The following is a 21,775-nucleotide window of genomic DNA, read 5'->3' on the forward strand; positions in this document are numbered from 1 at the left end:
GACCCGCCCGTGTACTCTCTGTCCCCCGGCTACCGGGTACCCGCCCTCCAGCGCGGCCTCAGCCCCGCCGAGATCGTGCTGACCAAGCTCAATGCGGGAGCCGGGGGAGCGGTGCTGGCATCGGCGCTGCTCACACCCCCACCGATCTGGACGTTCGGCGCGGTCGCCGGTACTGCCCTACTCCTCAACGTCGCAGCCGGGCGCCGCAGCCTCGCGCGGTGGGCGACCGTCGGCGTACGGCACCTGCGCGAGCGTTCCACGCCCGATCTAGCCACCACGTCGGGCCTCACCTGGACGTGGACGCTCTACCCGCACCACGGCACGATGCAGGACCCGCTCACCCGCGAGGCGTTCCACGACGGGTTCGCCCGCGCGCTGACATTCGCGGCGGGGCAGGCCCGTGTCGCAGGAATCCAGCTCCACGTCACCCACCACTCCACGGCGGGCGAGCACACCAGCCACACGCAGACGATCACCGTGCACATCCCCAAGGGGCTGGTCGGCTACCCCGACCGGGTCATGAGCACGATCGGTGGCGAACTCGCGGCGCTCGGCGTGCTCACGGACGCGACTCCCGACGACGTCCCGGAGTTGACCGACAGGGCCGCCGGCTGGGTCGAGTTCGAGGACGGCCGGTACGCGGCCACCGCACGGATCACCGCGTGGCCGTCCGAGACCGGCGGCGACATGATGCCCCGTCTGCTCCTCGGCGAACAGGCCGAGCGCTCCCTCTCGGTGCTCTACCGGCCGCTCCCAGCCGCTCAGTCCCGCCGCTCCGCCCGCTGGCAGGCCGCCGCCGCTGGGGCGTTCACCACCGACCCCGTCAAGCAGGACGCGCACTCGGCACACAGCGGCACGACACACGGCGCCTTGGTAGCGGGAGCGTGCCTGGTCGACATCGACGCCTACCTGACCGTATGGGCGGACAGTGCCGAGTCGGTCTCGGACGCCCGATGGGACGCGGACCTGGCCGCCGACCGGCACCGCATCGGCCTCGACTGGCTCACCGGGCAGCAGCCGCGGGCCCACCTGATGACCACCCCGCACGGCGCACCCACCCGGAAGGGAGCCATCCTGTGATCCGACTCCCCGCGACCCAGGCCGCCATCACCGCGCCGCTGGTCGCCTCCAGCACCTCCTTCCCCGGCATCCCGATCGGCCGCTCCCTCACCGACGGCCGCGCCTTCCACCTGTCCCCGGTCCTGGTCGACGCCGCCGTTCTGCCCGCCACGAACTCGCTCGCGCTGGGCGGACTGGGTTCGGGCAAGTCCACGACGGCCAAGGCCCGGCTGCGCCGCGAGATCCTGCATCACGACCACCAGGCCGTCGTGATCGACTCCTTCGGCGAGGACGGACCCGCAGGCGAGTGGGCACTCCTCACCCGCTCGCTCGGCGGGAAAGTCATCAAGGCCGGAGAGTTCACCCTCAACCCCGTCTCGCCGCTACTCCCACCTGAAGTACGCGAGCAGCTGGTCCGCTCACTGATCGCGGCCGTCGAACCGAGCGCGCTCACCCACCAGTCCACCCACGCTCTCCAGCACGCGCTGAACAACCCGAAATCCGGCGGGCTCGGCGGCCTGGTCGACGCGCTGGTAAGCCCCGAGGCCGGCCGCTGGCCTGCTCCCAAGCTTGCCGAGTGGGGTGAAGGCGCCGCCATAGCGCTCTCCCGCTACACAGAAGGCTCGCTCCGGGGACTGTTCGACGGACGGGACGCGAGCCTGCCCGAGACCGACCTGCCCATCGTCTCCTTCGACTTCTCCAGCCTCGACAGGAACTCGCCCGCGATCCCCGCCCTGATGGCCGCGATCGCGTGCTGGGTCGAACACGTCTGGTTGCCGCAGTCCACAGCCGTCCACCGCCACCTGGTCCTCGAAGAGGCGTGGCAGATCCTCCTCTCCCCGGCCACGGCCGAACTGATCCAGAGACTCCTGAAGAACTCCCGCAAGGCCGCGCTCTCGCTCGACGTCGTGATGCACACGCTCTCCGACCTCGGCGACGGCCGCGCCCAGGACCTCGCGCGACTCTGCGAGATCGCGCACATCGGGCGCCTCGGCCCCGAGGAAGCCGCCGCCGTCGGAGCACTCCTCGGACTCCCCGCCTGGGCCATCGCCCGTATCCCGGCGCTGGAACCGGGACAGGCCGTATGGAAGGTCGGCCCCGGCTTCGTGGACGTCGTGCATACGACGCTCGCGCAGGAAGAGATCCGACTTACCGACACGTCCACCCGCCGACGCAGGGCACAGGAAGCACACGCTGGCGCCGCGGTGACCCCGGGCCTCGAAACCGCTTCCGATCCGGAGATGGAGGCCTACGGGTACGACGACGGCGAGGCGTACGGAGAAGAGGGCCCCAGCGACGGCGAACACGCCGCCTTGGGCGACATGTTCGGCAAGCCCCATCCGGACCCCGAACCGGAGCCCCAGGCCGCCCCGGTGCCCGGATTCCAGCCCGACCACCAGCACGCGCTGGTGCTCCATGCCGCCGCCGAGGGCCGTTACAGCGAGGCCGCCGACATAGCTGCGATCGGGGAGCGCGGGGACATCACCGCCCACGGCATCGACTCGCCCCAGGCGATCGCGTGGCTGATGACGCGAGCACGGGTGGCCGTCCTTGCCGGAAACCCCTCTCAGGCCGCGCAACTGCGCGCTACCGTCGCCCGCATGGGTGGCAACAACGACGTGTGGACCAGCAGTACTGAGCCGAACTGGTACAGCGAGGGGCCGCCACCGCCACCGCCAGGTGCGGACCCGGCGCTCGTCGAGCAGCCTGCCCCGCTCAAGCGCAGGCGCCTGTGGCCCTACGCCGCCGCGATTGTGGTTCTGATCCTCGCCACGGGTGGTGTGTGGCAGAAGAAGCACGACGACCAGGCCGCGCAGGAACAAATGCAGAGGGCGGCCGCCTACAAGGGCCGGGCGTCAGCGGATCTTCAGATGGCCGGTGTCAGCGCAGGGTTGGAAGCTGAGTGGAACCGGGCCGGGGACGCCGTCACCCTGGAACTGCGCAGCTACATGGACCCCAACGCGACGTACCTGCGGATCGAGAGCGCGGGGGAGAGCGCCGAGAGTGTGAAGAAGGGGTATCACCTGGCGACCCCCGAGATCTCCCTGCCCGTCAGGGACCGATACGCCGACGTCACCGTGAAGGTGACCATCGGCGGCAAGGCCTGGACGCAAGGGGCGCACACACCGACGCGCGAGATCCGACTCTCTCCGACGGGTGTCGCCTTTGACGCGGCAACGGGGGACGAACTCGCCTCCTGAATCGAGGCATCGCCCGCCCGCGAACAGCGAGGCACGGTGATCGTGGCTGGTGGCTTCGCCGGGTTGGGGAGGGGGTTGCTGTCGACTGGGACGAGAAGGATCGGCGGGCGGGCCAATACTCTGCAACCTGGACACGGACGATGGTTGAGAAGCGGGCGTCGTGATCGTACGGCCAGACCTTAGGCCAACGACATCTGTGCCTCGCCCGCCACTACTGACGTCGGCCACCGCACGGGGGCTCGGTATGGGGACGCTCGGTCCGCACCTCGCAGAACGCGGCCTTGAGTGCGGGAGAACGGTGAGGTGGGGAGCCGACACCATCGCCGTGCACCCGACGAGATCCCCTACAGCGTCTCGCTCGCCGAGTCGATGAGGCGGCGGCGGGCCGTCTTCACGGCGGGCGCCAGCGCGGCCGCGGCGCCGACCGCGGTCGCTGCGGCGACCAGGGTCGCCAGGACGAGCGGCGAGGGTACGTGGGCGATGCCCGAGCCGATGCCGCTGGAGCGGCCCTCTGCGTCGACCAGCCACCGCCCGAGCGCCGCTCCGGCCACGGTGCCTAGGAGGGCGGCGACCAGGGTGGTGAGGGCCGCCGCCGTGACGATGACGGCGCCGATCTGGCGGGGGGTGAGGCCGATGGCCTTCATCGCGAGGAGGTCGCGGACCCGGGCTCGTACGCCGGAACTGATCAGCGTGAGCAGCTCGACGAGGGCGATGAAGCCGAGGACGGCGATGAGCGCCGCGATGACTCCGCGCGGGGTGTCGAGCCGGTCGGCGGGGGTGGGGGTCTCCCGTATCTCCAGGGCGCCGTCGACCGCACCGGAGACGGCGGCCGCCACCTCCCTCGGGTCGGCCCCCGGGCGCAGGACGAGGGAGTGGAAGCGGGCCTTCATCGCCGGGTCGCCGTTCCTGAGGCTGTCGAGCGAGGTGGAGATGACCCGGCCGCCCTGCTCGGGTTCGACGCTGCGGCCCACGACGTGCAGGATCTGCGGGCGGCCCTCGACCGTCATCCGGACCCACTCCCCGACCCCTACGCCGAGCAGGTCGAGCAGTCCCTGTCCGGCGACCGCCTCGTCCGGTCCTGTCGGCGCCCGGCCCTCGACGACGCTGTGCGGGTACGGTCGGGCCTGGCTGCCCAGGCCGCGCAGGGTGATCGTCCCGGTCTGGCCGGGGACGAGCGCGACGAACTCCGCGCCGGGGAAGCTGTCTTCGACGCCAGGGACCGAGGCGAGGGCCCGTGCGAGCGCCGGGTCGTCGGCCGGACCCGGCTCCTCGGCGCGTACGGTCAGGGCGGCGGCGCGGCCCATCCGGGCGGGGTCGCTGCCGAACTGGTCAAGGGTCGACCAGGCGACGAGGGCCACGGTCATCAGGGCGACGGGGAGAGCGAGCCGGGATATCGGCACCAGGCTCCGGCCGCGGCCGGAGAACGCGGAGCGCCAGCCGAGGACCAGGGCCGGTGACAGGCGCAGGGCGATGGCGCGGCGGCCGAGGCGGGTGAGCGGGGCGGCGGTGAGGAGCGCCGACCTGGCGGCGGGTACGGGCGGTACGCGGCCGGCCCGCCAGGCGGCGAGCCCGGTGGCCGTGCCGATGAGGAGGACCGCGGCGACGGGCAGACCGGCGACGATCGCCCGGTGTCCCGGCAGCTCCGGCCAGAGGACCACGGCCTCGCCGATCCGGCCCGGTATCCAGCGGCCGAGCGTCAGGGTCGCCACCGTGCCGAGCCCGGCGCCGAGGACCGCGAAGCCCAGGTGCTGGACGAGGAACCCCCGCGTCACCTGGCCGGGCGTGAAACCGATGGCCTTCAGGACCGCGATGTCCTTGAGCTGGCCCCGCACACGCGCCCTGACCGCGCCGGAGATGGCGACCGCCGCCGCGAAGAGGGCGGCCAGGCCGAAGGCGGCGAACATCTGGCCGAGCATCCGGTCGTCGCCGCCCACATCGGCCTTGGCCTCCTGCCAGTTCGTCACCCGGTCGACCCGGTGGGCGCCCAGCAGGGTCACGGCCCGCTGGACGACGTAGTCGGTGTCGTCCGGGTCCTTGAGCCGCAGCCCGACGCTCTGCCCCGTACCGGCCGAGGCCACCTGGCCCGTAGCCATACCCGTACCCGTACCGGTCGATGCCACGCGGTCGAGCGACCCCGGCAGCACCCAGGCCACGCCCGCTCCCTGGCCGGTCCGGTAGAGGGGTTCGGCGCTCTCCGCGATGCCCGCGACGCGCAGGGCGAGCGGTGCGCCGTTCGCGCCGGTGACCGTCACCGTCTCGCCGGGATCGGCCCACAGGGCCCGCGCGAGCGCGCTCTCCAGGACGATCTCGCCCGGGCCGCCGCCGGTGGGCGCCGACTCCAGCCAGCCTCCCTCGGTGATGAGGGGGCGGGCCACCGTGGGCGGCTGCGGTCCCGTGCCCCGCAGGACGACCCGCGCCCGCGCGCCGGCCACCTCGACGGTGGCCTCGGTCGTACGGAAGGGGCCGGAGACCCCGGCGACCTCGTCGAGGGAGGCGAGCGAGGCGACCGAGGAGGCGTCGAGGTCACCCCGGGTGTGCAGCCAGATGTGCGCGCCCTCGGACTGGTTGAACACCCGCTGCCAGGGGTTGACGGCGTAGCTGAGGAGCGCTCCGGACAGCAGGAGCGAGGCGATCACGCCGGCGCTGGCGAGCACCACGAACAGGGCTTCGCCGCGATGGGCGCGCAGGTCGGAGTGAGCCCACCGCAGAATGGCCCGCACGACGCACCGCCTCAGTCTCGCAGTTCGAGCACGCCGGAGACTCCCGGCCGTGCGGTGCCGCCGTCGCCGAGGGCCGCGTCGTCGGCGACCTGGCCGTCGAAGAAGCTGATGACCCGGTCGGCGGCGCTGGCCATCCGGGCGTCGTGGGTGACCATGAGGATGGACTGCCCGCGCTGGTGGAAGCGGGAGAGCAGCCGCGCGACGTCGCGGGTGCCCTTGCTGTCGAGGCTTCCCGCGGGCTCGTCGGCGAGCAGCAGCGCGGGGTTGTTGACCAGGGCGCGGGCGAGCGCGACCCGCTGCTGTTCGCCGCCGGAGAGCTCTCCCGGCATCGATCGCTCGCGGCCTTCGAGCCCCAGCTCTTCGAGGAGTTCCGCTCTGCTCTTCCGCGCCGACTTGGGGGAGACCCCGGCGAGGAGCGCCGGCAGTTCGATGTTGTCGGCGACGGTGAGGTTGGAGACCAGGTTGAAGAACTGGAAGACGATGCCGATGTGGCGGCGCCGCAGCATCGCCCAGCGGGCCTCGGAGTAGCCGTCGACCTGCTCTCCGTCCAGCCACAGGCGCCCGCTGTCCGGCCGTTCGAGACCGCCGACGAGATGCAGCAGGGTGGACTTCCCGGCCCCGGACGGGCCGGTGATCGCGACGAACTCGCCCGGCCGCACGGTCAGGTCCACGCCTCGTACCGCCTGGACAGGGGCGCTGTCGCCGTGATGGGTCTTGGTCAGACCCTCGGCGTGGACGATCGTCTCCTGTGGGGGCGCCGCGACGGGACCTCCGCTCATTCCAGCTCCTCCTGACAGCGCTCCAGCCAGTCGAGGTCGGCCTGCAGGTGCAGCATGGCTCCCTCGATCAGGAGTTGGGCGATCTTGTTGCCGCGGTCCTCCGTGGCGGCGAGCTTGGAGAGGGTGCGCATGGTGTTCAGGTGTTGGCGCCGCTGCTTGTTGATCAAGGTGACCGGGTCGGCGAGTCCCGACAGCGGGGCGAGCGCGAGCTTCATGAAGAACTCGTCGCGCACCCTCGGTTCGTCGGCGGTCTCCTCGAACCACGCGGAGACGGCGTCGCGCCCCGCGTCCGTCAGCTCGTACGTCCGCTTGTTGGGGCGACCGGACTGTTCGACATCCTCACCCTTGATCAGACCGCTCTTCTCCAGCCGCCCGAGGGTCACGTAGACCTGGCCGACGTTCGGCTGAGGGTATGCGGAGCCGAGGAGTTGTTCAAGGCCCTGCTTGAGCTCGTAACCGTGGGCGGGACCCCGGGTGAGGAGTGCCAGCAACTGCTGCCGCACACGCTCCCCCTTCTGTGTCGTTCCGGAACCCGATGCCGGAGCTGTGACCGGTGTACCAGGTGACGGCCAAGTGATCTGGGGGCCCAGTATCCCCGATTCGCCGGGCTCGACATATGCCACGATGGTCCCCGTCGCGTCCGGGACCACGTGCAGGAGGAGCCCATGCGGTGGATGCGGGCCGTACGGAGGGGGATTCTCGCGGCGGCGATCGTGCTGGCCGGGTACACCGGCGTCGCGCAGGGTGCCGGTGAGCCGGCGGCCGGGGGCCGTGGTCCGCTGACGTTCGTCACGGCGGGCGACCTCACCCACTACCTCGGGCCGCTGGTCGACGACTGGAACCGGGAGCATCCGGGCGAGCGGGTCACCCTCGTCGAACTGCCGGACTCGGCGGACGAGACCCGGGCGCAGATGCTCAGCGAACTCCGCTCCGGCAGCAGCCGCTTCGACGTGCTCAACCTCGACGTGGCCTGGACCTCGGAGTTCGCCGCGGCGGGGCTGATCAGCCCGCTGGACCGCGACCGGTTCGAACTGGACGCCTTCCTGCGTCCCGTGGTCGACACGGCCACCTTCGACGGGCGGCTCTACGCAGTCCCGTACGTGACCAACGCCGGGCTGCTGTACTACCGCAAGGACATTCTGGACGCGGCCGGCGAAAAGCCGCCGACGACCTGGGCCGAGCTGGCCCGCCAGGCGCGCACGCTCGCGCCGCGGCACGGCCTGGAGGGGTACGCGGGGCAGTTCCTGCCCTACGAGGGGCTGACGGTGAACGTGACCGAGGCGATCCAGTCCGCGGGCGGGACCGTCCTGCGCGACGACGGCACGCGGGTCGCGGTCGACTCGGACGCGGCGCGGGCGGGCCTCGGGTTCCTCGCGGACGGGCTGCGCGAGGGCTGGATCCCCGCCGAGGCCCTGCGGTACAAGGAGGAGGAGTCCCGGGCCGCCTTCGAGGAGGGCCGGCTCCTGTTCCTGCGGAACTGGCCGTACGTCTACTCGGACGCGAACGGCCCCGGATCGAAGGTCGCGGGGCGCTTCGGCGCCGTGCCGCTGCCCGGTCTCGACGGGCCGGGCACGAGCGTGCTCGGCGGATCGAACCTCGCCGTGTCGGCCCGCTCGAAGAGCGCCGCCACGGCCGCCGACTTCCTCGCGTACCTGACGAGCGAGCGGGTGCAGCGCCAGGTGCTCACGCGGGGCGCTCTGCCGCCGGTGAGGGTCTCGCTCTACGACGACCCGTCCCTCGTCGCCTCCCATCCGTACCTCCCGATCCTCCGGCAGAGCGTGCTCGCGGCCGTGCCCCGCCCCAAGAGCGCGCGGTACGACCAGGTGAGCCTGGTCGTCCAGGCGGTCGGCCAGGACGTGCTGGCGCTCCGCGAGACCCCCGAGGAAGCCGTGCGGCGACTGACGCGCGAGCTGGGCGCCATCTCCGGCGGCTCGTGAGGCTCCTGCGCCGACTTCCGCACTCCTCCCTGGGCCACTACCTGCATGTTGGGTAGTGGCCTTCCCCTTTGTCCTACCTCATGGTTCAAACAGTCTGCCCAAACAGCCATCTTCACAAGCAAGTTCTGCAGCGTCGTTGACATCATGCCGTCACTGATACTTAACATGAATGCATAGCAGAGGCCCTTTCGGGTGCTCTCGCCTTCACTGCAGACAGGTCGACGCGAGATGCTCAGCACTCTTGCGGCCGATGCCGGCCGCCCTTCCCACCCCCGCTCCGCAGCCACCCCCTGGTGGCGGGACGCGGTGATCTACCAGGTCTACGTACGCAGCTTCCTCGACAGCACGGGGGACGGCGTCGGAGATCTCGCCGGCGTCCGCGCCGGACTTCCGTACCTCAGGAAGCTCGGCGTCGACGGCGTCTGGCTGAGCCCGTTCTACCCCTCGCCCCAGCACGATCACGGGTACGACGTCGCCGACTACCAGGACGTCGACCCCGTGTACGGCGACCTCGCCGAGTTCGAGCGCGTGGTGACCCAGGCCCATCGGCTCGGGCTCAAGCTGCTGATCGACATCGTTCCCAACCACTGCTCCACCGAGCACCGCTGGTTCCGGGAGGCGCTGGCCGCAGGGCCGGGCAGCCGGGCCCGGTCACGGTTCCACTTCGCCCCGGGCCGCGGACCCAACGGCGACCTGCCCCCGAACAACTGGCACGCCATGTTCGGCGGCCCCGCCTGGAGCCGTGTCACCGAACCGGACGGCACCCCCGGCGAGTGGTACCTCCACCTGTTCACCCCGGAACAGCCGGACCTCAACTGGCGCGACCCCCGCGTGGGCGACCACTTCGAGCAGGTGCTGCGCTTCTGGCTGGACCGCGGAGTGGACGGCTTCCGCATCGACGTGGCCGCCGGCCTGTTCAAGCACCCCGAACTCCCTGACTCCGACGACCCGACGGCCGACGAGCGCACCCGTGACTCGGTCAACCCGCTGGCCTGGAACCAGCCCGAGGTCCACGACGTGTGGCGCCGCTGGCGGTCCGTGTGCGAGGAGTACACCGCGCGCGACGGCATCGAGCGGCTCCTCGTGGGCGAGGTGTCCGTGCCGACCGCGCGCGAACACGCCCAGTACGTACGGCCGGACGAGCTGCACCAGGCGTTCTTCTTCGACCTGCTCAGCGCCCCCTGGGACGCCAACGCCTTCCGGGCCGTCATCGACGAGGCCCTCCGCGACATCGCGGGTACGGGGTCCACGGTCACCTGGGTCCTCAACAACCACGACCAGGTCCGCACCGTCACCCGGTACGCGGGCGGCCCCGGCGCCGAGCACGTGGGCTCCGCGCGGGCCCGCGCGGCGGCGCTCCTCATGCTGGCGCTGCCGGGCGCCGCGTACGTCTACCAGGGCGAGGAACTCGGACTGCCCGAGGTGCTCGACCTGCCCGACGACGTCCTGACGGACCCGATCTTCCACCGCACGGGCAGCCGCGCGCGGATCCGGGACGGCTGCCGCGTCCCTCTTCCCTGGTCGGGCCAGGCGTCCCCGTTCGGGTTCAGCGAAGGCGCGGCCGATGTGCGCCCCTGGCTGCCGCAGCCGGAGTGGTTCGCCGAGTACGCCACCGACCGCGCCCTCGCCGACACCCGCTCCTTCTGGCACCTCTACCGCGACGGACTCCAACTGCGGCGCGGCCTGCCCCAGTTGGGCGAGGGGGAGCTGCGCTGGCTGGAGGCGCCGCCCCAGGTCCTCGCCATGGCACGCGGTGACGGCCTGGTCTGCGCCGTGAACTTCGGTTCCGAGACCGTCCCCGCCCCGGTGTCCGGTACGCCGCTCCTCGCGAGCGGACCCTGCCCGCCCGGCGAACTCCCCGGCGCGACCGCCGCCTGGTGGTCCACCGACATCCCCACCTCCTGACCTGCTCGGCCCCTCTCCCCAAGGAAGGAAGGACCGTCATGAGACGATCCGCCGCCATATCCCTCCGTACCACCGCCACCGCCTCCACGGTGCTGGCCCTCGCGCTCACCGCCACCGCCTGCGGCGGGAACGCCGAACCCGCCTCCGGCGGCGGTGAACTCAGCGGCAAGACGGTCACGGTCGCCGGAGTCTGGACCGGCAGCGAGCAGAAGAACTTCAAGAAGGTGCTCGACGCGTTCAGCGCCAAGACCGGCGCCAAGACCGTCTTCGTACCCTCCGGCGACAACGTCTCCACCTTCGTGGGGAGCAAGATCGAGGGCGGCAACGCCCCCGACGTCGTGCTCGTGCCGCAGGTCGGCGTGCTCCAGCAGTTCGCCAAGGAGGGCTGGCTCACGGCCCTGTCCCCGAAGACCACGGAGACCGCCACCGCGGGCCTCGCCCCCGTCTGGAAGAACTACGGCACGGTCGACGGGAAGTACTACGGGCTGTACTTCAAGGCCGCCCACAAATCCACCATCTGGTACGCCCCCGAGGCGCTGTCCCAGGCCGGCGTGAACGAGCCGAAGAGCTGGGCGGAGCTCCTCACCGCCGGACGGACGCTCGCCGACTCCGGCCGGCCCGCCTTCGCGGTCGCCGGCGAGGACGGCTGGACGCTCACCGACTGGTTCGAGAACGTCTACCTCTCCCAGGCCGGACCGGAGAAGTACGACCAGCTCGCCCAGCACAAGATCAAGTGGACGGACGAGAGCGTCGTCGCGGCCCTCACGACGCTCGCCGAGGTCTTCAAGGACAAGCAGCTCGTGGCCGGCGGAGCCCAGGGTGCCCTGCAGACCGACTTCCCGGGCTCCGTGGAGAAGGTCTTCGGCCCGCAGCCCGAGGCCGGCATGGTCTACGAAGGCGACTTCGTCGGCGGCGTCGCCAAGGACGAGTTCGGCAAGAAGCTCGGCGAGGACGCCAAGTTCTTCCCGTTCCCGGCGGTCGGCGCGGGCACCGCGCCCGTGGTCAGCGGCGGCGACGCGGCGGTGGTCCTGAAGGACGCCAAGAACGCCGACGTCGGCATGAAGCTCCTCGAGTTCCTCGCCACCCCGGAGGCGGCCGAGGTGTGGGCCGGGGCCGGCGGCTTCCTCTCCCCGAACAAGAACGTCAAGCCCGAGGCCTACGGCGACGCGACCACGCGGGCGACCGCCGCCTCGCTCGTCGCCGCGGGCGACTCGGTGCGCTTCGACATGTCCGACCAGGCCCCCGCTGCCTTCGGCGGCACCAAGGGCGCCGGCGAGTGGAAGCTGCTCCAGGACTTCCTGCGGGACCCGTCGAACCCGAAGGCGACCGCGGCGGCCCTGGAGGCCGAGGCGGCCAAGGCGTACGGGAACTGAGGCCGCCACCGTCATGGCCCACACCCCGAAGGCAGGCGCCGCGGACAACCCGCGGCGCCGTGCCCTGCGCAGAAGGCGCCTCCTCGGCGCGCTCTTCGTCCTCCCGGCCCTGCTGCTCCTCGGGGCCCTGGTCGTCTACCCCGTCGTGTTCTCGATCGGGCGCAGCCTCTTCGACGCGACCGGCGACCGGTTCGTCGGCGCCGACAACTACCTGGAGATGTTCCAGGACCCGGCCACGCTCAAGGCCGTCCGCAACAGCGCGATCTGGGTCGTCGTCGCGCCCGTGCTCCTCACCGGGCTCGGGCTCGTCCTCGCCGTCCTCACCGAGAAGGTGCGGTGGGCCACCGCGTTCAAGCTCGTGCTCTTCCTCCCCATGGCCGTGTCCTTCCTCGCCGCGGGCATCATCTTCCGCCTCGCCTACGAGCAGAACCCCGACCGGGGCGTGCTCAACGCGGCGATCGTCGGCGTCCACGACGCGATCGACGAACCCTCCGCGTACCCGACGGCACGCGCGCGTGAGGGCAAGGGGCTGAGCGGCAGCCCCGGCGAGGGCTACACGACCGTCGAGGTCAGGCCCGGCGACGACATCACCCTGCCCTTCGTCGGCATCGCGCCGGAGGCCGTACCCAAGGGTGCGGTGCCCGCGCGGATGCCGGAGGCTTCGGCGGGGAGCCTGTCGGGCGCCGTGTACCTGGACTTCACACCGGGAGCGGGCGGCCGGCAGGGCCAGATCGACCCGAAGGAGAACGGCCTTCCCGGCGTGACGGTCGAGGTGGTGCGCGCGGGCACGGTCGTCGCCTCCCAGGAGACCGGCGACAACGGCTCGTTCACCTTCACCGGACTCGACGACGACGCCTATACGCTGCGGGTCCCCGCGTCCAACTTCGCCGCCGGGTACGCCGGCGTCGACTGGCTCGGCCCGACGCTGGTCACACCGGCCATCATCGGCGCCTACCTGTGGGTCTGGACCGGGTTCTCGATGGTCCTGATCGGGGCCGGGCTCGCGGCCATCCCGCGCGACGCCCTGGAAGCGGCCCGCGTGGACGGCGCGACCGAGGGCCAGATCTTCCGCAAGATCACGGTCCCGCTGCTCGCCCCCGTCCTCACCGTCGTCTTCGTGACCCTCGTCATCAACGTCATGAAGGTCTTCGACCTCGTCTACATCATCGCCCCCGGCCCCGTGCAGGAGGAGGCCAACGTGCTCGCCACGCGCATGTGGCTGGTCTCCTTCGGCGGGGGCAACGACCAGGGACTCGGCAGCGCGCTCAGCGTGCTGCTCCTCGCCCTCGTCGTCCCGGCGATGATCATCAACATCCGGCGCTTCCGGAAGGGCGGATCATGAGCAGCCACACCGGAACGAGCAGCCGCACCGGCGTGAAGAGCCGTAGCCGTACGGAGAGCCACGGCGGCACGAAGAGCCGTACCGGTCCGACCCGTTGGCTGAGCAGCACCGTGGTCCAGGCCCTCCTGGTCCTCGTCGCCCTCGTCTGGATCACCCCGCTCGCCGGGCTCTTCCTCTCCTCCATGCGCTCGGAGCAGGACAACGCCTCGAACGGCTGGTGGACCTCGCTGGTCGACCCCGCGCAGCTGTCGGTCGACAACTACCGTGCCCTCTTCGAGGATTCCGGTCTCGTCCAGGCCTTCTGGAACACGGTCCTGATAGCCGTGCCGACGACGGTGCTCGTCGTCGGCATCGCGGCCCTCGCGGGATACGCCTTCGCCTGGCTGAGCTTCCCCGGCCGGGACGCCGTCTTCCTCGTGGTCGTCGGCCTGCTGGTGGTGCCGGTGCAGATCGGCCTGCTGCCGGTGGCCAAACTCTTCGGCGCGGTCGGGCTGTTCGGCACCGTCGCGGGCGTGATCCTCTTCCACGTGGCGTACGGCCTGCCCTTCGCCGTCTTCCTGCTGCGGAACTACTTCGCGGAGATCCCGAAGGAGATGCTGGAGGCGGCGCGGCTCGACGGCGGCAGCGAGTGGCGGATCTTCCTGCGCCTGATCCTGCCGCTCGGCAGGCCCGCCATCGCGAGCCTGGCGATCTTCCAGTTCCTCTGGGTGTGGAACGACATGCTCGTGGCGCTGCTCTTCGCCGACAGCGAGTCGCAGCCGCTGACCGTGGCGCTGCAGTCCCAGATGAGGCAGTTCGGCAGCAACATCGGCGTCCTGGCGCCGGGCGCCTTCCTGTCGCTCGTCGTTCCGCTCGTGGTGTTCTTCGCCTTCCAGAAGCACTTCGTCCAGGGGGTGATGGCCGGCTCGGTGAAGTAGTGGGCCAGGATGAGCGCGTAGTCCCTCTTGGCCCCGAACGGAAGGCTGACCGCGGTGCCCCTCGGCGCACCCTCGGACTCCCGACAGGTCTGGCTCCCCGCGGAGTTGACCTCTCTCACCGGCCTGCCCGCCGGACTGCGCTACGCCCACTGGGACGGGCGTTCGCCGTTCCCGTCGGATCCGGCCGCCGTGGAGTTCTACGTACCTCCCCTCGTCCAGGACATCGGCGTCATCAGCAGGCCGCTGGACCGCATGACGCGCCTCAAGGCCGTCCAGGCCCTCAGCTCGGGGACCGACGGGCTGGGGACGCGGCTTCGCCGGCTGCCGGGCCGGGTCACCCTGTGCAACGCCCAGGGCGTGCACGCCCGCAGCACGGCGGAGCTGGCGCTGACGCTCATCCTCGCGTCCCTGCGCCGGATACCGGAGTTCACCGGCGCCCAGGGGCGCGAGGCCTGGCGGCCCGAGGCGTCGGCGTCGCTGTACGGGCGTTCGGTACTCATCGTGGGGTACGGGGCGGTCGGCTCCGCCCTGGACGAACTCCTCACCCCTTTCGGCTGCGCGGTGACCCGTGTCGCGCGCACGGACCGGGACAGCCCGCGCGGGCCGGTGCACCGCGTCGGCCTGCTGCCCCGGCTCATCGCGGGCGCCGACGTCGTGGTGCTGACGACCGCGCTGACCGCCGAGACCCACCACCTGGTCGACGCCGAGCTGCTGGCCCGGGCGCGGGACGGCGCGCTGCTTGTGAACGTGGCCAGAGGAGCGGTCGTCGACACGGCCGCCCTGCTCGCGCGGCTGCGCGACGGCCGGCTGCGGGCCGCGCTCGACGTCACCGACCCCGAGCCGCTGCCGGCCGGCCATCCGCTCTGGTCCACGCCGGGCGTCCTGATCACCCCGCACGCCGGCGCGCTCACCACCACCATGTGGCCCCGCCTCGAAGCCCTCATCCGCCGGCAGCTGGAGCGTTTCGCCGCGGACGAGGAGCTGGACAACATCGTCGTCTACTGAGAAGGGCGGGCATGACCATGGGCCCCGCAGCCCCCGACACCGCGCAGGCAACCGGCGCCGACTCCCCGGTGGAGACCGCCCGCTCACTCGTCCCGCTCCTCGCCGCCGAGGCGCCCCGTACGGAGGAGCGGCGTCGGCTCACCGACACGGCCGTGACCGCCCTGCGCCGCGCCGGACTCCTCAGGCTCGGCACGCCCGAGGAGTACGGAGGCCGGGGCGCCGGCGTCCGTACGGCGGTGGACGTGTGCGAGGAGCTGGCGCGGGGGTGCGCCGCGAGCTCCTGGACCGTGGGCATCGCGTACGGGGGTGCTCTCTTCGCCTCCCAGCTGGACCACCCCGAGCGCAAGGCCCTGTGGCAGGACGGCCCGGACAACATCGTTTGCGGCACCGCCAACCCCTCGGGAACGGCGCGGCGCGAGGGCGACGGCTGGACGCTGAGCGGCAGTTGGCCCTGGGTGTCGGGCATTCACCATGCGGCCTGGACCCTGCTCGGCTTCTCGTGGCCGGGAGCGGACGGAGAGCCGCAGCGCGGCATGGCCGTGGTCCCCACCTCCGCGCTGACCGTCGACGACATCTGGCACATGGCAGGCATGCGCGGCACCGGGAGCGACACGGCCGTCGCGGAGGAGGTGTACGTGCCCGACTCCCGCACGCTCTCCCTCACGGACATGGCGGACGGCGTCTACCGGCGACGCCACCCCGACGAGCCGCGGATTACCTTCCACCTCTCCATCAACCTGCCCCTCGTGGCCACGGCGGTCGGCATCGCGGCGGGCGCCCTGGAGCGGGTGCTGACCGCCGCGGCCCGGGGCAAGCGGGCCGTCTCCCCGCTGCACCACCTGGTCGCGGAGGCCCCCGCCCATCAGCTCAACGTCGCCGACGCCGCGACGCTGATCGACACCGCACGCCTGCACCTGCGCCGCGCCGCCGACGAGGTCGACACGCACGGCCGCGCGGGCCGCCGCCCCGAACTCACCGAGCGGGCGCGGCTGCGCATGGACGCCGCCCACGCCATGCGCTGCTCCCGGGAGGCCGTGAGCCTGCTGCTCGACACCGCGGGCGCGGGCAGCTTCGCGGACGGCTCGGAGCTGCAACGGGCCTGGCGCGACATCGAGACGGCGTCCCGGCACGCCGCGCTGAGTCTGCAGACCAGCAAGGAGATCTACGGCCGAGCGCTCCTCGGTGCCCCGCTTCCGCCGAACCCGGCCATCTGAGTGGAGCCGACCATGACCACAACCCCCACTCGCGTTGCCCTGGTCACCGGTGCGGGACGCGGCATCGGCGCCGCGATCGCCACCCGGCTGCACGGCCTCGGCCACCGCCTGGCGCTCCTCGACCGCGACGGAGACGCCGTGACGGAACTGGCCGGCTCGCTCGACCCCGACACGGGCGGCACCGCGCTGCCGCTCCTGGTGGATGTGGACGACACCGACGCGGTCGCGGCCGCGCTGGACGAGGTCTCCGGGAGGTGGCAGGCACCCGAGATCCTGGTCAACAACGCCGCCCGCACCGCCCCCGGTTCGGTGTGGGACATCGACCTTGACGAGTGGGACGCCGTGATGGCGACCAATCTGCGCAGCGTCCTCGCCCTGACCCGGCTGTGCGCGCCCGCGATGCGTAGCGCCGGATGGGGCCGCGTGGTCAACCTCGCCTCGCTCGCGGGCCAGCAGGGCGGCACCCTGGCCGGCCCCCACTACTCCGCCGCCAAGGCGGGCGTCCTCGTGCTGACCAAGGTGTTCGCCCGGGAGCTGGCGCCGCACGGCGTGACCGTGAACGCGGTCGCCCCGGCGGCCGTCGAAACACCCGCGGTGACAGAACTCGGAGCGTCGGCGGTCGCCGAGGCGGTACGGAACATCCCCGTCGGCCGCATGGGCAGCCCGTCCGAGGTGGCCGGCCTCGTCGCCTACCTGGTGAGCGAGGACGGCGGGTACGTCACCGGCGCCACCTTCGACATCAACGGCGGCACCCACATGCGCTGATCTCGTACAGCCTCTAGGCCGGCCGGGTCTCCTCCTGGTAGCCCAGCTCCGAGAGCTTCTGGTAGAGCGAGGCCCGGGAGGTGATGCCGAGCTTGGGGAAGAGGTTGTACAGGTGGGTGCTCACCGTGCGCGGCGAGAGGTAGAGCCGGCGGCCTATCTCCTTGTTGGACAGGCCCGATGCCGCGAGGCGGCCGATCTGGAGCTCCTGCCGGGTGAGGTCGGCCGGGTTGTCGGCCGGACCCGCGGGCACCGGCAGCAGCGGGGGCACCGCCGCCCGCTCGTGGTCGCGCTGCGGCCGGGGGATGACCGCCCGGACCGTGGGGGTGGCGCGCACTTCGGCCTGCGGTACGACGCTGCCGGCACCGCCCGGCGTGCGGCGCCTGCGGTCGAAGGCCAGGCGCAGGCGGGTGAAGGCGAAGGGGTGCAGCTCCCGCTCCGAGGCGCCCACCGACGCCTCGAAGAGCGACTCCGCCTGCTGCGGCGGGGCGAGCAGGGCCCGCGCGCCCGCGAAGAGGACGAGGTGCCGGGCCGAGCGGTGGGGTAGGCCCGCGGCCTGGGCCGCCGCCAGGTGCATCTGCCCTTCGTTGGCCCTGCCGGTCAGTACGGCCGACTCCACCAGGGTCAGGAACACCCAGGGTTGCAGCGGCGACAGGGCGGCGCTGTCCGCCGCCGCCCCCGAGGCCCGCAGGGCGTGCGCGTAGGCCTCGGCGTACGCGCCCTCGGAAAGGGCCGCCCAGGCGCTCGCCTGATGAACCATCAGGGACGTGAGCCCTGAGAGACCGTTCACCGCAGTCAGCTCGCGGATCAGCGTCCGCGCCGTCCCCGCGTCGCCGTGGGCCGCCGCGATCAGCGCCGACTGCGCCTTGGCGCGGCGGGCCGTGAGGACGAGTCCGTGCTCCTCGGCGAGGCGCAGCATCCGCGAGGTCGCCTCCTCGGCGGCCTCCCGCAGGCCGCCGAGGAGGAGGTCGAGGCCCAGGACGCCGAGTCCGTCGGCGCAGTCGACGACGGCACCGCCCTCCTCGCTCGCTTCCACCACCTTCCGCAACCGGTCCTGGAGCGGGCCGAGTCCGTCGAGGGCGAGCGCGAGGTGGGCGAGCCGCAGGACCTCGGCGCCGCCGGCGTGCGGGGGCAGGTCCTTGACGGCCGCGTCCAGCGGCGCCGGGGACCTCGGGACCCCCTCGGTGAGCGGCGCGGACAACTCCTTGACGAGCCGGGCCCAGGAAGGTCCCGTACTCAGCCGGGAGGCGATCGCGTGCCACTGCTCCGCGTCCCCCGAGACCACGGCGAGGGAGAAGAGCCGGGTGAGGAGTTCGTCGCGCCAGGCGCCACGAGGGCCCGAGTCGGGGCCCGGCGCGTCCCCGCACGAGTCGAAGGCACCCAGGAGCAGCTGGAGGGAGGCCCGGCTGTCGCCGTCCCGTTCGGCCAGCAACTGCGCCTGCGCGAGGGCGAACGCCGGGCCCTCCGGCCGCGCCGCCCCCGCCGAGGCCCCTCCAAGCAGCTCCGTCGCGAGCGTGAACCGCCCCGTGCGCCCGGCACTGTGGGCGGCCAGCGCCAGCAACTCGGCGCGCTCGGCGGAGCTTTCACACAGGTCGGCCGCCCGGCCGCGCGCCGTGAGGGCCAGCTGCTCAAGGCCGTGCCGAGCCGCGCGGGCCGCACCGGCCGCAAGTGCGTCCGCCACCTCGGGATCGAGCCCCACGGCCGAGGCCACCAAGTGCCGTACCTGCTCGGCCGGTTCATGGTCGAGCACGGAGGCCAGCGCCCGGTGCGCGGCCCGCAGCCGGTCGGGCGCCGCGGTCGCGACCACCGCGGCGCGCAGCAGGGGCTCGGTGAACACGAGCCGCCCCCGCTCCCCGGCGATCCGCAGGACGCCCGCGTTCTCGGCGGCCACCAGCGCCTCGCCCGCGGCCTCCCAGCCGTGGCGGTAGGCGGCCCACACCGTACGCGTACTGCCGTGCGCCTCAAGGGCCGCCAGCAGGAGCAACTCCCGTACCGGGTCGGGAAGATCCTCCACCTGGGGCCCGTACACCCTGCGGAGGGGCTCGCCGAGGGGCAGGGCGGCGGGCAGCGGCTCGCGGCCCGCCCGCTGCGCCTCGGAGAGCGCCCCGGGCAGTTCCACGAGCGCCAGCGGGCTGCCGCCGGCGGCCTCGACGATCCTGCGCCGTGGCTCGGCGGCCAGGGCGGGGTGCCGCGCGTCGAGCAGCGCTGCCGCGGCGGTCGGGGACAGCGGGCCCACGGGGCACGCGGCGCTCGGCGCGTCGTCGAGGAAGGGGCGGGAGTCGTCAACGGTGGCGGCGACCAGCGAGATCCGCGTACCGGTCAGCCGGCGGGCGAGGAAGCCGAACACCGCGTGGCTCTCGGCGTCGAACCAGTGGAGGTCGTCGAGCACCAGCAGGACGGGCCGCTCCTGGGCCGCGTGCCGCAGCAGGGCGAGGACCGCCGCGGAGAGCCGGAAGACGTCGGCGCCGGAGGTGTCGCCGGTGTCGAGGGCGGTACGGAGCGTCGTGCGCTGCGCCTCGGGAAGCCCGTCCAGGTCGTCCTGGACGGAGCAGAGGACCTGGTGCAGGGCCGCGTACGGCAAGGACGCCTCGGTGCGCACGCCCGCCGCCCGGAGCACCAGGGCCCCGGCGGCCCGGGCCCCGGTCGCGCAGTGGTCGAGAAGAGCGGTCCTGCCCATGCCGGGGCGGCCGTGCAGCGTCAGCACCTGGCCGGCGTCCTCGTGGGTCAGCCCGTGCGCGAGTGCGTCCAGTCGGGCCGACTCCCGCTCCCTGCCCATCAGTTGCCGGGGGGTCCTCGTCTCTGCGGACTCCATCGTGTTCGCCCCCTGGTGTCGCGTGCTCTTCGGTACGACCTTCAGCACAGCACGCGGCACCAGGGGATTCACGCGTCTGAGAGCGCTCTCCGCCTCTTCGTGCAGGAGGCGTGCCCGGCCGGGCAGCGGCGAGGCCCCCGCTCGGCGACTGCTGCCGGGCGGAGGCCTCTTGGGTGCCTCTCTCTAGGTCAGTACTGGGTGCCGCTACCCCAGAGGAACCGGCCGTCGGCGGCCTGGATCGTGACGTTGCCGTCGGCCTGCAGGACCATCTGGGCCCCCGGGTTCCCGTCCGTACGGGAGGACCACACGGTCCTGCCGTCGGCCGCGAGCACGGTGAAGTTGCCGTCGCCCTGGAACACCGCCCGGTCACCCTGGCCGGACGTGCCCGAGGACCAGCGGGCCCGGCCGTTGCTGTCGAGGATGACCAGATTGCCGTTCTGCTGCATCGTCAGCGAGATGCGGTTGGTGGTGACCGACTGGCCGCGCCCGATCACGTAGGTGCCGTGCAGGACCTTGGTCTGCCCCTCCTGCGCCGTCGGCGTGGAGCGTACGGCCGGGGTACGGGGCTTGGCGGGCGCCTGGGTCCGGGCCGGGGCCGGAGCGGCCGCCTTCACCGGCTTCGGAGCGGCTGCCTTCACCGGCTTGGGAGCCGGAGCGGGGGCCGGCTTGGTCGTCGTCCTGGACCCGGAATCCGAACGGGAGTCGGAGTCCGAGTCCGAGTCGGCGAGAAGGGTGCGCTGCACCCCGGTGTTCGGCTTCGGGTCGTCGTCCGTGGTGTTCGAGACCGCCAGGACCGTCCTGGGGGGCTTGACCGTCCGGTCCGTGTCCGTGTCCGTGTCCGTGTTCGGGTCCGCGTCCGGGGTCGTGGTGCCGGGCTTGTCGGTCGTCCGGACGGGCGGGAGCGCCCCGCGCGGCCCGGTCGGCAGGCCGTCGGGCGCCTTGCGGCCCGCCGCCATCGCCTTCTCGTCGGCGGGCGTGATCACCGGCGGCTTGTAGGCGGAGGTGTCCACCACCGGATCAGGCTTGCCGGGAGTGGACTTGGACGGCTGGTTCGCCGGAGGCTGCTGGAGCCGTTCCGAGTGCTCCCGGACCTGCTGGTCCGTACCGCCCTGCGTGCTGGGCCAGGTGGCACCGCCCTGCTCCCCGAGCAGCGCGACGGGGACGGAGGCGGAGGTGGTGACGTCGCCGATCGCGTGCGTCGCCTTCTCGGAGTCGGAGTTCTGGCTCACCACCAGCGGTACGGAGACCAGTACGGCTCCCGCGATGGCCGCGGCGGCCATCAGCGGACGCCCACCCTGGCCGCCGCTCCCGCTCGCGGCCCTGCGCGTCGGCGGCGAGGAGGTGTTCGCCGCGGCGCGCGGGGGCGTCGCCGTGGGAGCGGCCGCCGCCGTGCCCGTGGGGGCGGAACCGCCCTCGTCGGGCCGCTCGGCCGCCGTCGTCGTCGATGCGGCCTGTGCGGCCGGCGCGGTCGACGGCACCGCGCGGAGCGCGGGGCGGGGCCGCTGAGTGGCCGTGGCCCGCTCCGTGGCCCGCTCGGCGGACCGGGCGCGCCGGAGGGCGCGCCTGGCCTGGCGCGAGGGTGCCTGCTCCTGCTCGGCCGCGGGTTCGGCGGCGGTCGGCTGCGAGACGAACACCGGACCGGAGGAGGTCCGTTCCGACGCGGTGGCGCCGTGCAGGGCCACCGCCTGCCGTATCCTCGGCCGCTCCGCGCCCTCGGGCCGGGCGCCCGGAGGGCCCTGGCTCATGGTC

General features: G+C 72.7%; 15 protein-coding genes. 10 read left to right on the plus strand and 5 right to left on the minus strand.

The features are described 5' to 3' along the window. Positions 1–9 precede the first annotated feature (9 nt). A complete protein-coding gene (locus ACFWRO_RS03235) occupies positions 10–1,080 on the plus strand; it encodes a hypothetical protein (protein ID WP_384503799.1) in 1,071 nt (356 codons plus the stop codon). After that, positions 1,077–3,260: a hypothetical protein gene (locus ACFWRO_RS03240; RefSeq protein ID WP_384503801.1), complete on the plus strand. Its 2,184-nt coding sequence runs from the start codon at positions 1,077–1,079 to the stop codon at positions 3,258–3,260. Before ACFWRO_RS03235 ends, ACFWRO_RS03240 begins: the two co-directional genes overlap by 4 nt. A gap of 344 nt (positions 3,261–3,604) precedes the next feature. Here ACFWRO_RS03240 and ACFWRO_RS03245 read toward each other — a convergent pair whose 3' ends face one another. The 3 genes from ACFWRO_RS03245 to ACFWRO_RS03255 are packed head-to-tail and all read right to left on the minus strand — an operon-like array spanning position 3,605 to position 7,262. Beyond that, positions 3,605–5,980, minus strand: coding sequence for an FtsX-like permease family protein (locus tag ACFWRO_RS03245; protein WP_384503803.1), 2,376 nt, complete (start codon positions 5,978–5,980; stop codon positions 3,605–3,607). 11 nt (positions 5,981–5,991) lie between these two features. Then, positions 5,992–6,759 carry an ABC transporter ATP-binding protein gene (locus ACFWRO_RS03250; protein WP_384503805.1) on the minus strand — a complete coding sequence of 256 codons (768 nt, stop codon included), beginning with the start codon at positions 6,757–6,759 and terminating at the stop codon, positions 5,992–5,994. After that, a complete protein-coding gene (locus tag ACFWRO_RS03255; RefSeq protein WP_384503807.1) occupies positions 6,756–7,262 on the minus strand; it encodes a PadR family transcriptional regulator in 507 nt (168 codons plus the stop codon). The genes ACFWRO_RS03250 and ACFWRO_RS03255 overlap by 4 nt, the downstream gene beginning before the upstream one ends. 162 nt (positions 7,263–7,424) lie before the next feature. On the opposite strand from ACFWRO_RS03255, the gene ACFWRO_RS03260 reads away from it, so the two are divergent. From ACFWRO_RS03260 to ACFWRO_RS03295, 8 genes are all read left to right on the plus strand, one after another. Then, the gene (locus ACFWRO_RS03260) at positions 7,425–8,696 is read left to right on the plus strand and encodes an ABC transporter substrate-binding protein (RefSeq protein WP_384503809.1); all 1,272 of its coding nucleotides are present in this window, start codon (positions 7,425–7,427) and stop codon (positions 8,694–8,696) included. 228 nt (positions 8,697–8,924) lie between these two features. Then, complete coding sequence (locus tag ACFWRO_RS03265; protein WP_384503810.1) at positions 8,925–10,601, plus strand: glycoside hydrolase family 13 protein; 1,677 nt, start codon at positions 8,925–8,927, stop codon at positions 10,599–10,601. A gap of 38 nt (positions 10,602–10,639) precedes the next feature. Beyond that, a complete protein-coding gene (locus tag ACFWRO_RS03270) occupies positions 10,640–11,974 on the plus strand; it encodes an ABC transporter substrate-binding protein (protein ID WP_384503812.1) in 1,335 nt (444 codons plus the stop codon). 13 nt (positions 11,975–11,987) lie between these two features. Continuing rightward, a complete protein-coding gene (locus ACFWRO_RS03275; protein WP_384503814.1) occupies positions 11,988–13,316 on the plus strand; it encodes an ABC transporter permease subunit in 1,329 nt (442 codons plus the stop codon). Continuing rightward, positions 13,313–14,233, plus strand: a complete 921-nt coding sequence (locus ACFWRO_RS03280) for a carbohydrate ABC transporter permease (protein ID WP_384503816.1) — start codon at positions 13,313–13,315, stop codon at positions 14,231–14,233. Before ACFWRO_RS03275 ends, ACFWRO_RS03280 begins: the two co-directional genes overlap by 4 nt. 54 nt (positions 14,234–14,287) lie before the next feature. Next, positions 14,288–15,238: a 2-hydroxyacid dehydrogenase gene (locus ACFWRO_RS03285; protein WP_384503818.1), complete on the plus strand. Its 951-nt coding sequence runs from the start codon at positions 14,288–14,290 to the stop codon at positions 15,236–15,238. Between the two features lie 11 nt (positions 15,239–15,249). Further along, positions 15,250–16,452 (plus strand): acyl-CoA dehydrogenase family protein, encoded by a 1,203-nt coding sequence (locus tag ACFWRO_RS03290; protein WP_384503820.1) that lies wholly within the window; start codon positions 15,250–15,252, stop codon positions 16,450–16,452. Positions 16,453–16,464: 12 nt separating this feature from the next. Further along, positions 16,465–17,217, plus strand: a complete 753-nt coding sequence (locus tag ACFWRO_RS03295; protein ID WP_384503822.1) for an SDR family NAD(P)-dependent oxidoreductase — start codon at positions 16,465–16,467, stop codon at positions 17,215–17,217. A gap of 13 nt (positions 17,218–17,230) precedes the next feature. Here the strand turns inward: ACFWRO_RS03295 and ACFWRO_RS03300 are convergent, their stop codons facing one another. Beyond that, on the minus strand, positions 17,231–20,026 hold the full coding sequence (locus ACFWRO_RS03300) for an AAA family ATPase (protein WP_384503824.1): 2,796 nt from the start codon (positions 20,024–20,026) through the stop codon (positions 17,231–17,233). 188 nt (positions 20,027–20,214) lie between these two features. After that, positions 20,215–21,771, minus strand: a complete 1,557-nt coding sequence (locus ACFWRO_RS03305; RefSeq protein ID WP_384503826.1) for a hypothetical protein — start codon at positions 21,769–21,771, stop codon at positions 20,215–20,217. Positions 21,772–21,775 lie beyond the last annotated feature (4 nt).

The organism is Streptomyces sp. NPDC058579 (genome assembly GCF_042718575.1).
In the GTDB taxonomy this organism is placed as follows: Bacteria; Actinomycetota; Actinomycetes; order Streptomycetales; family Streptomycetaceae; genus Streptomyces.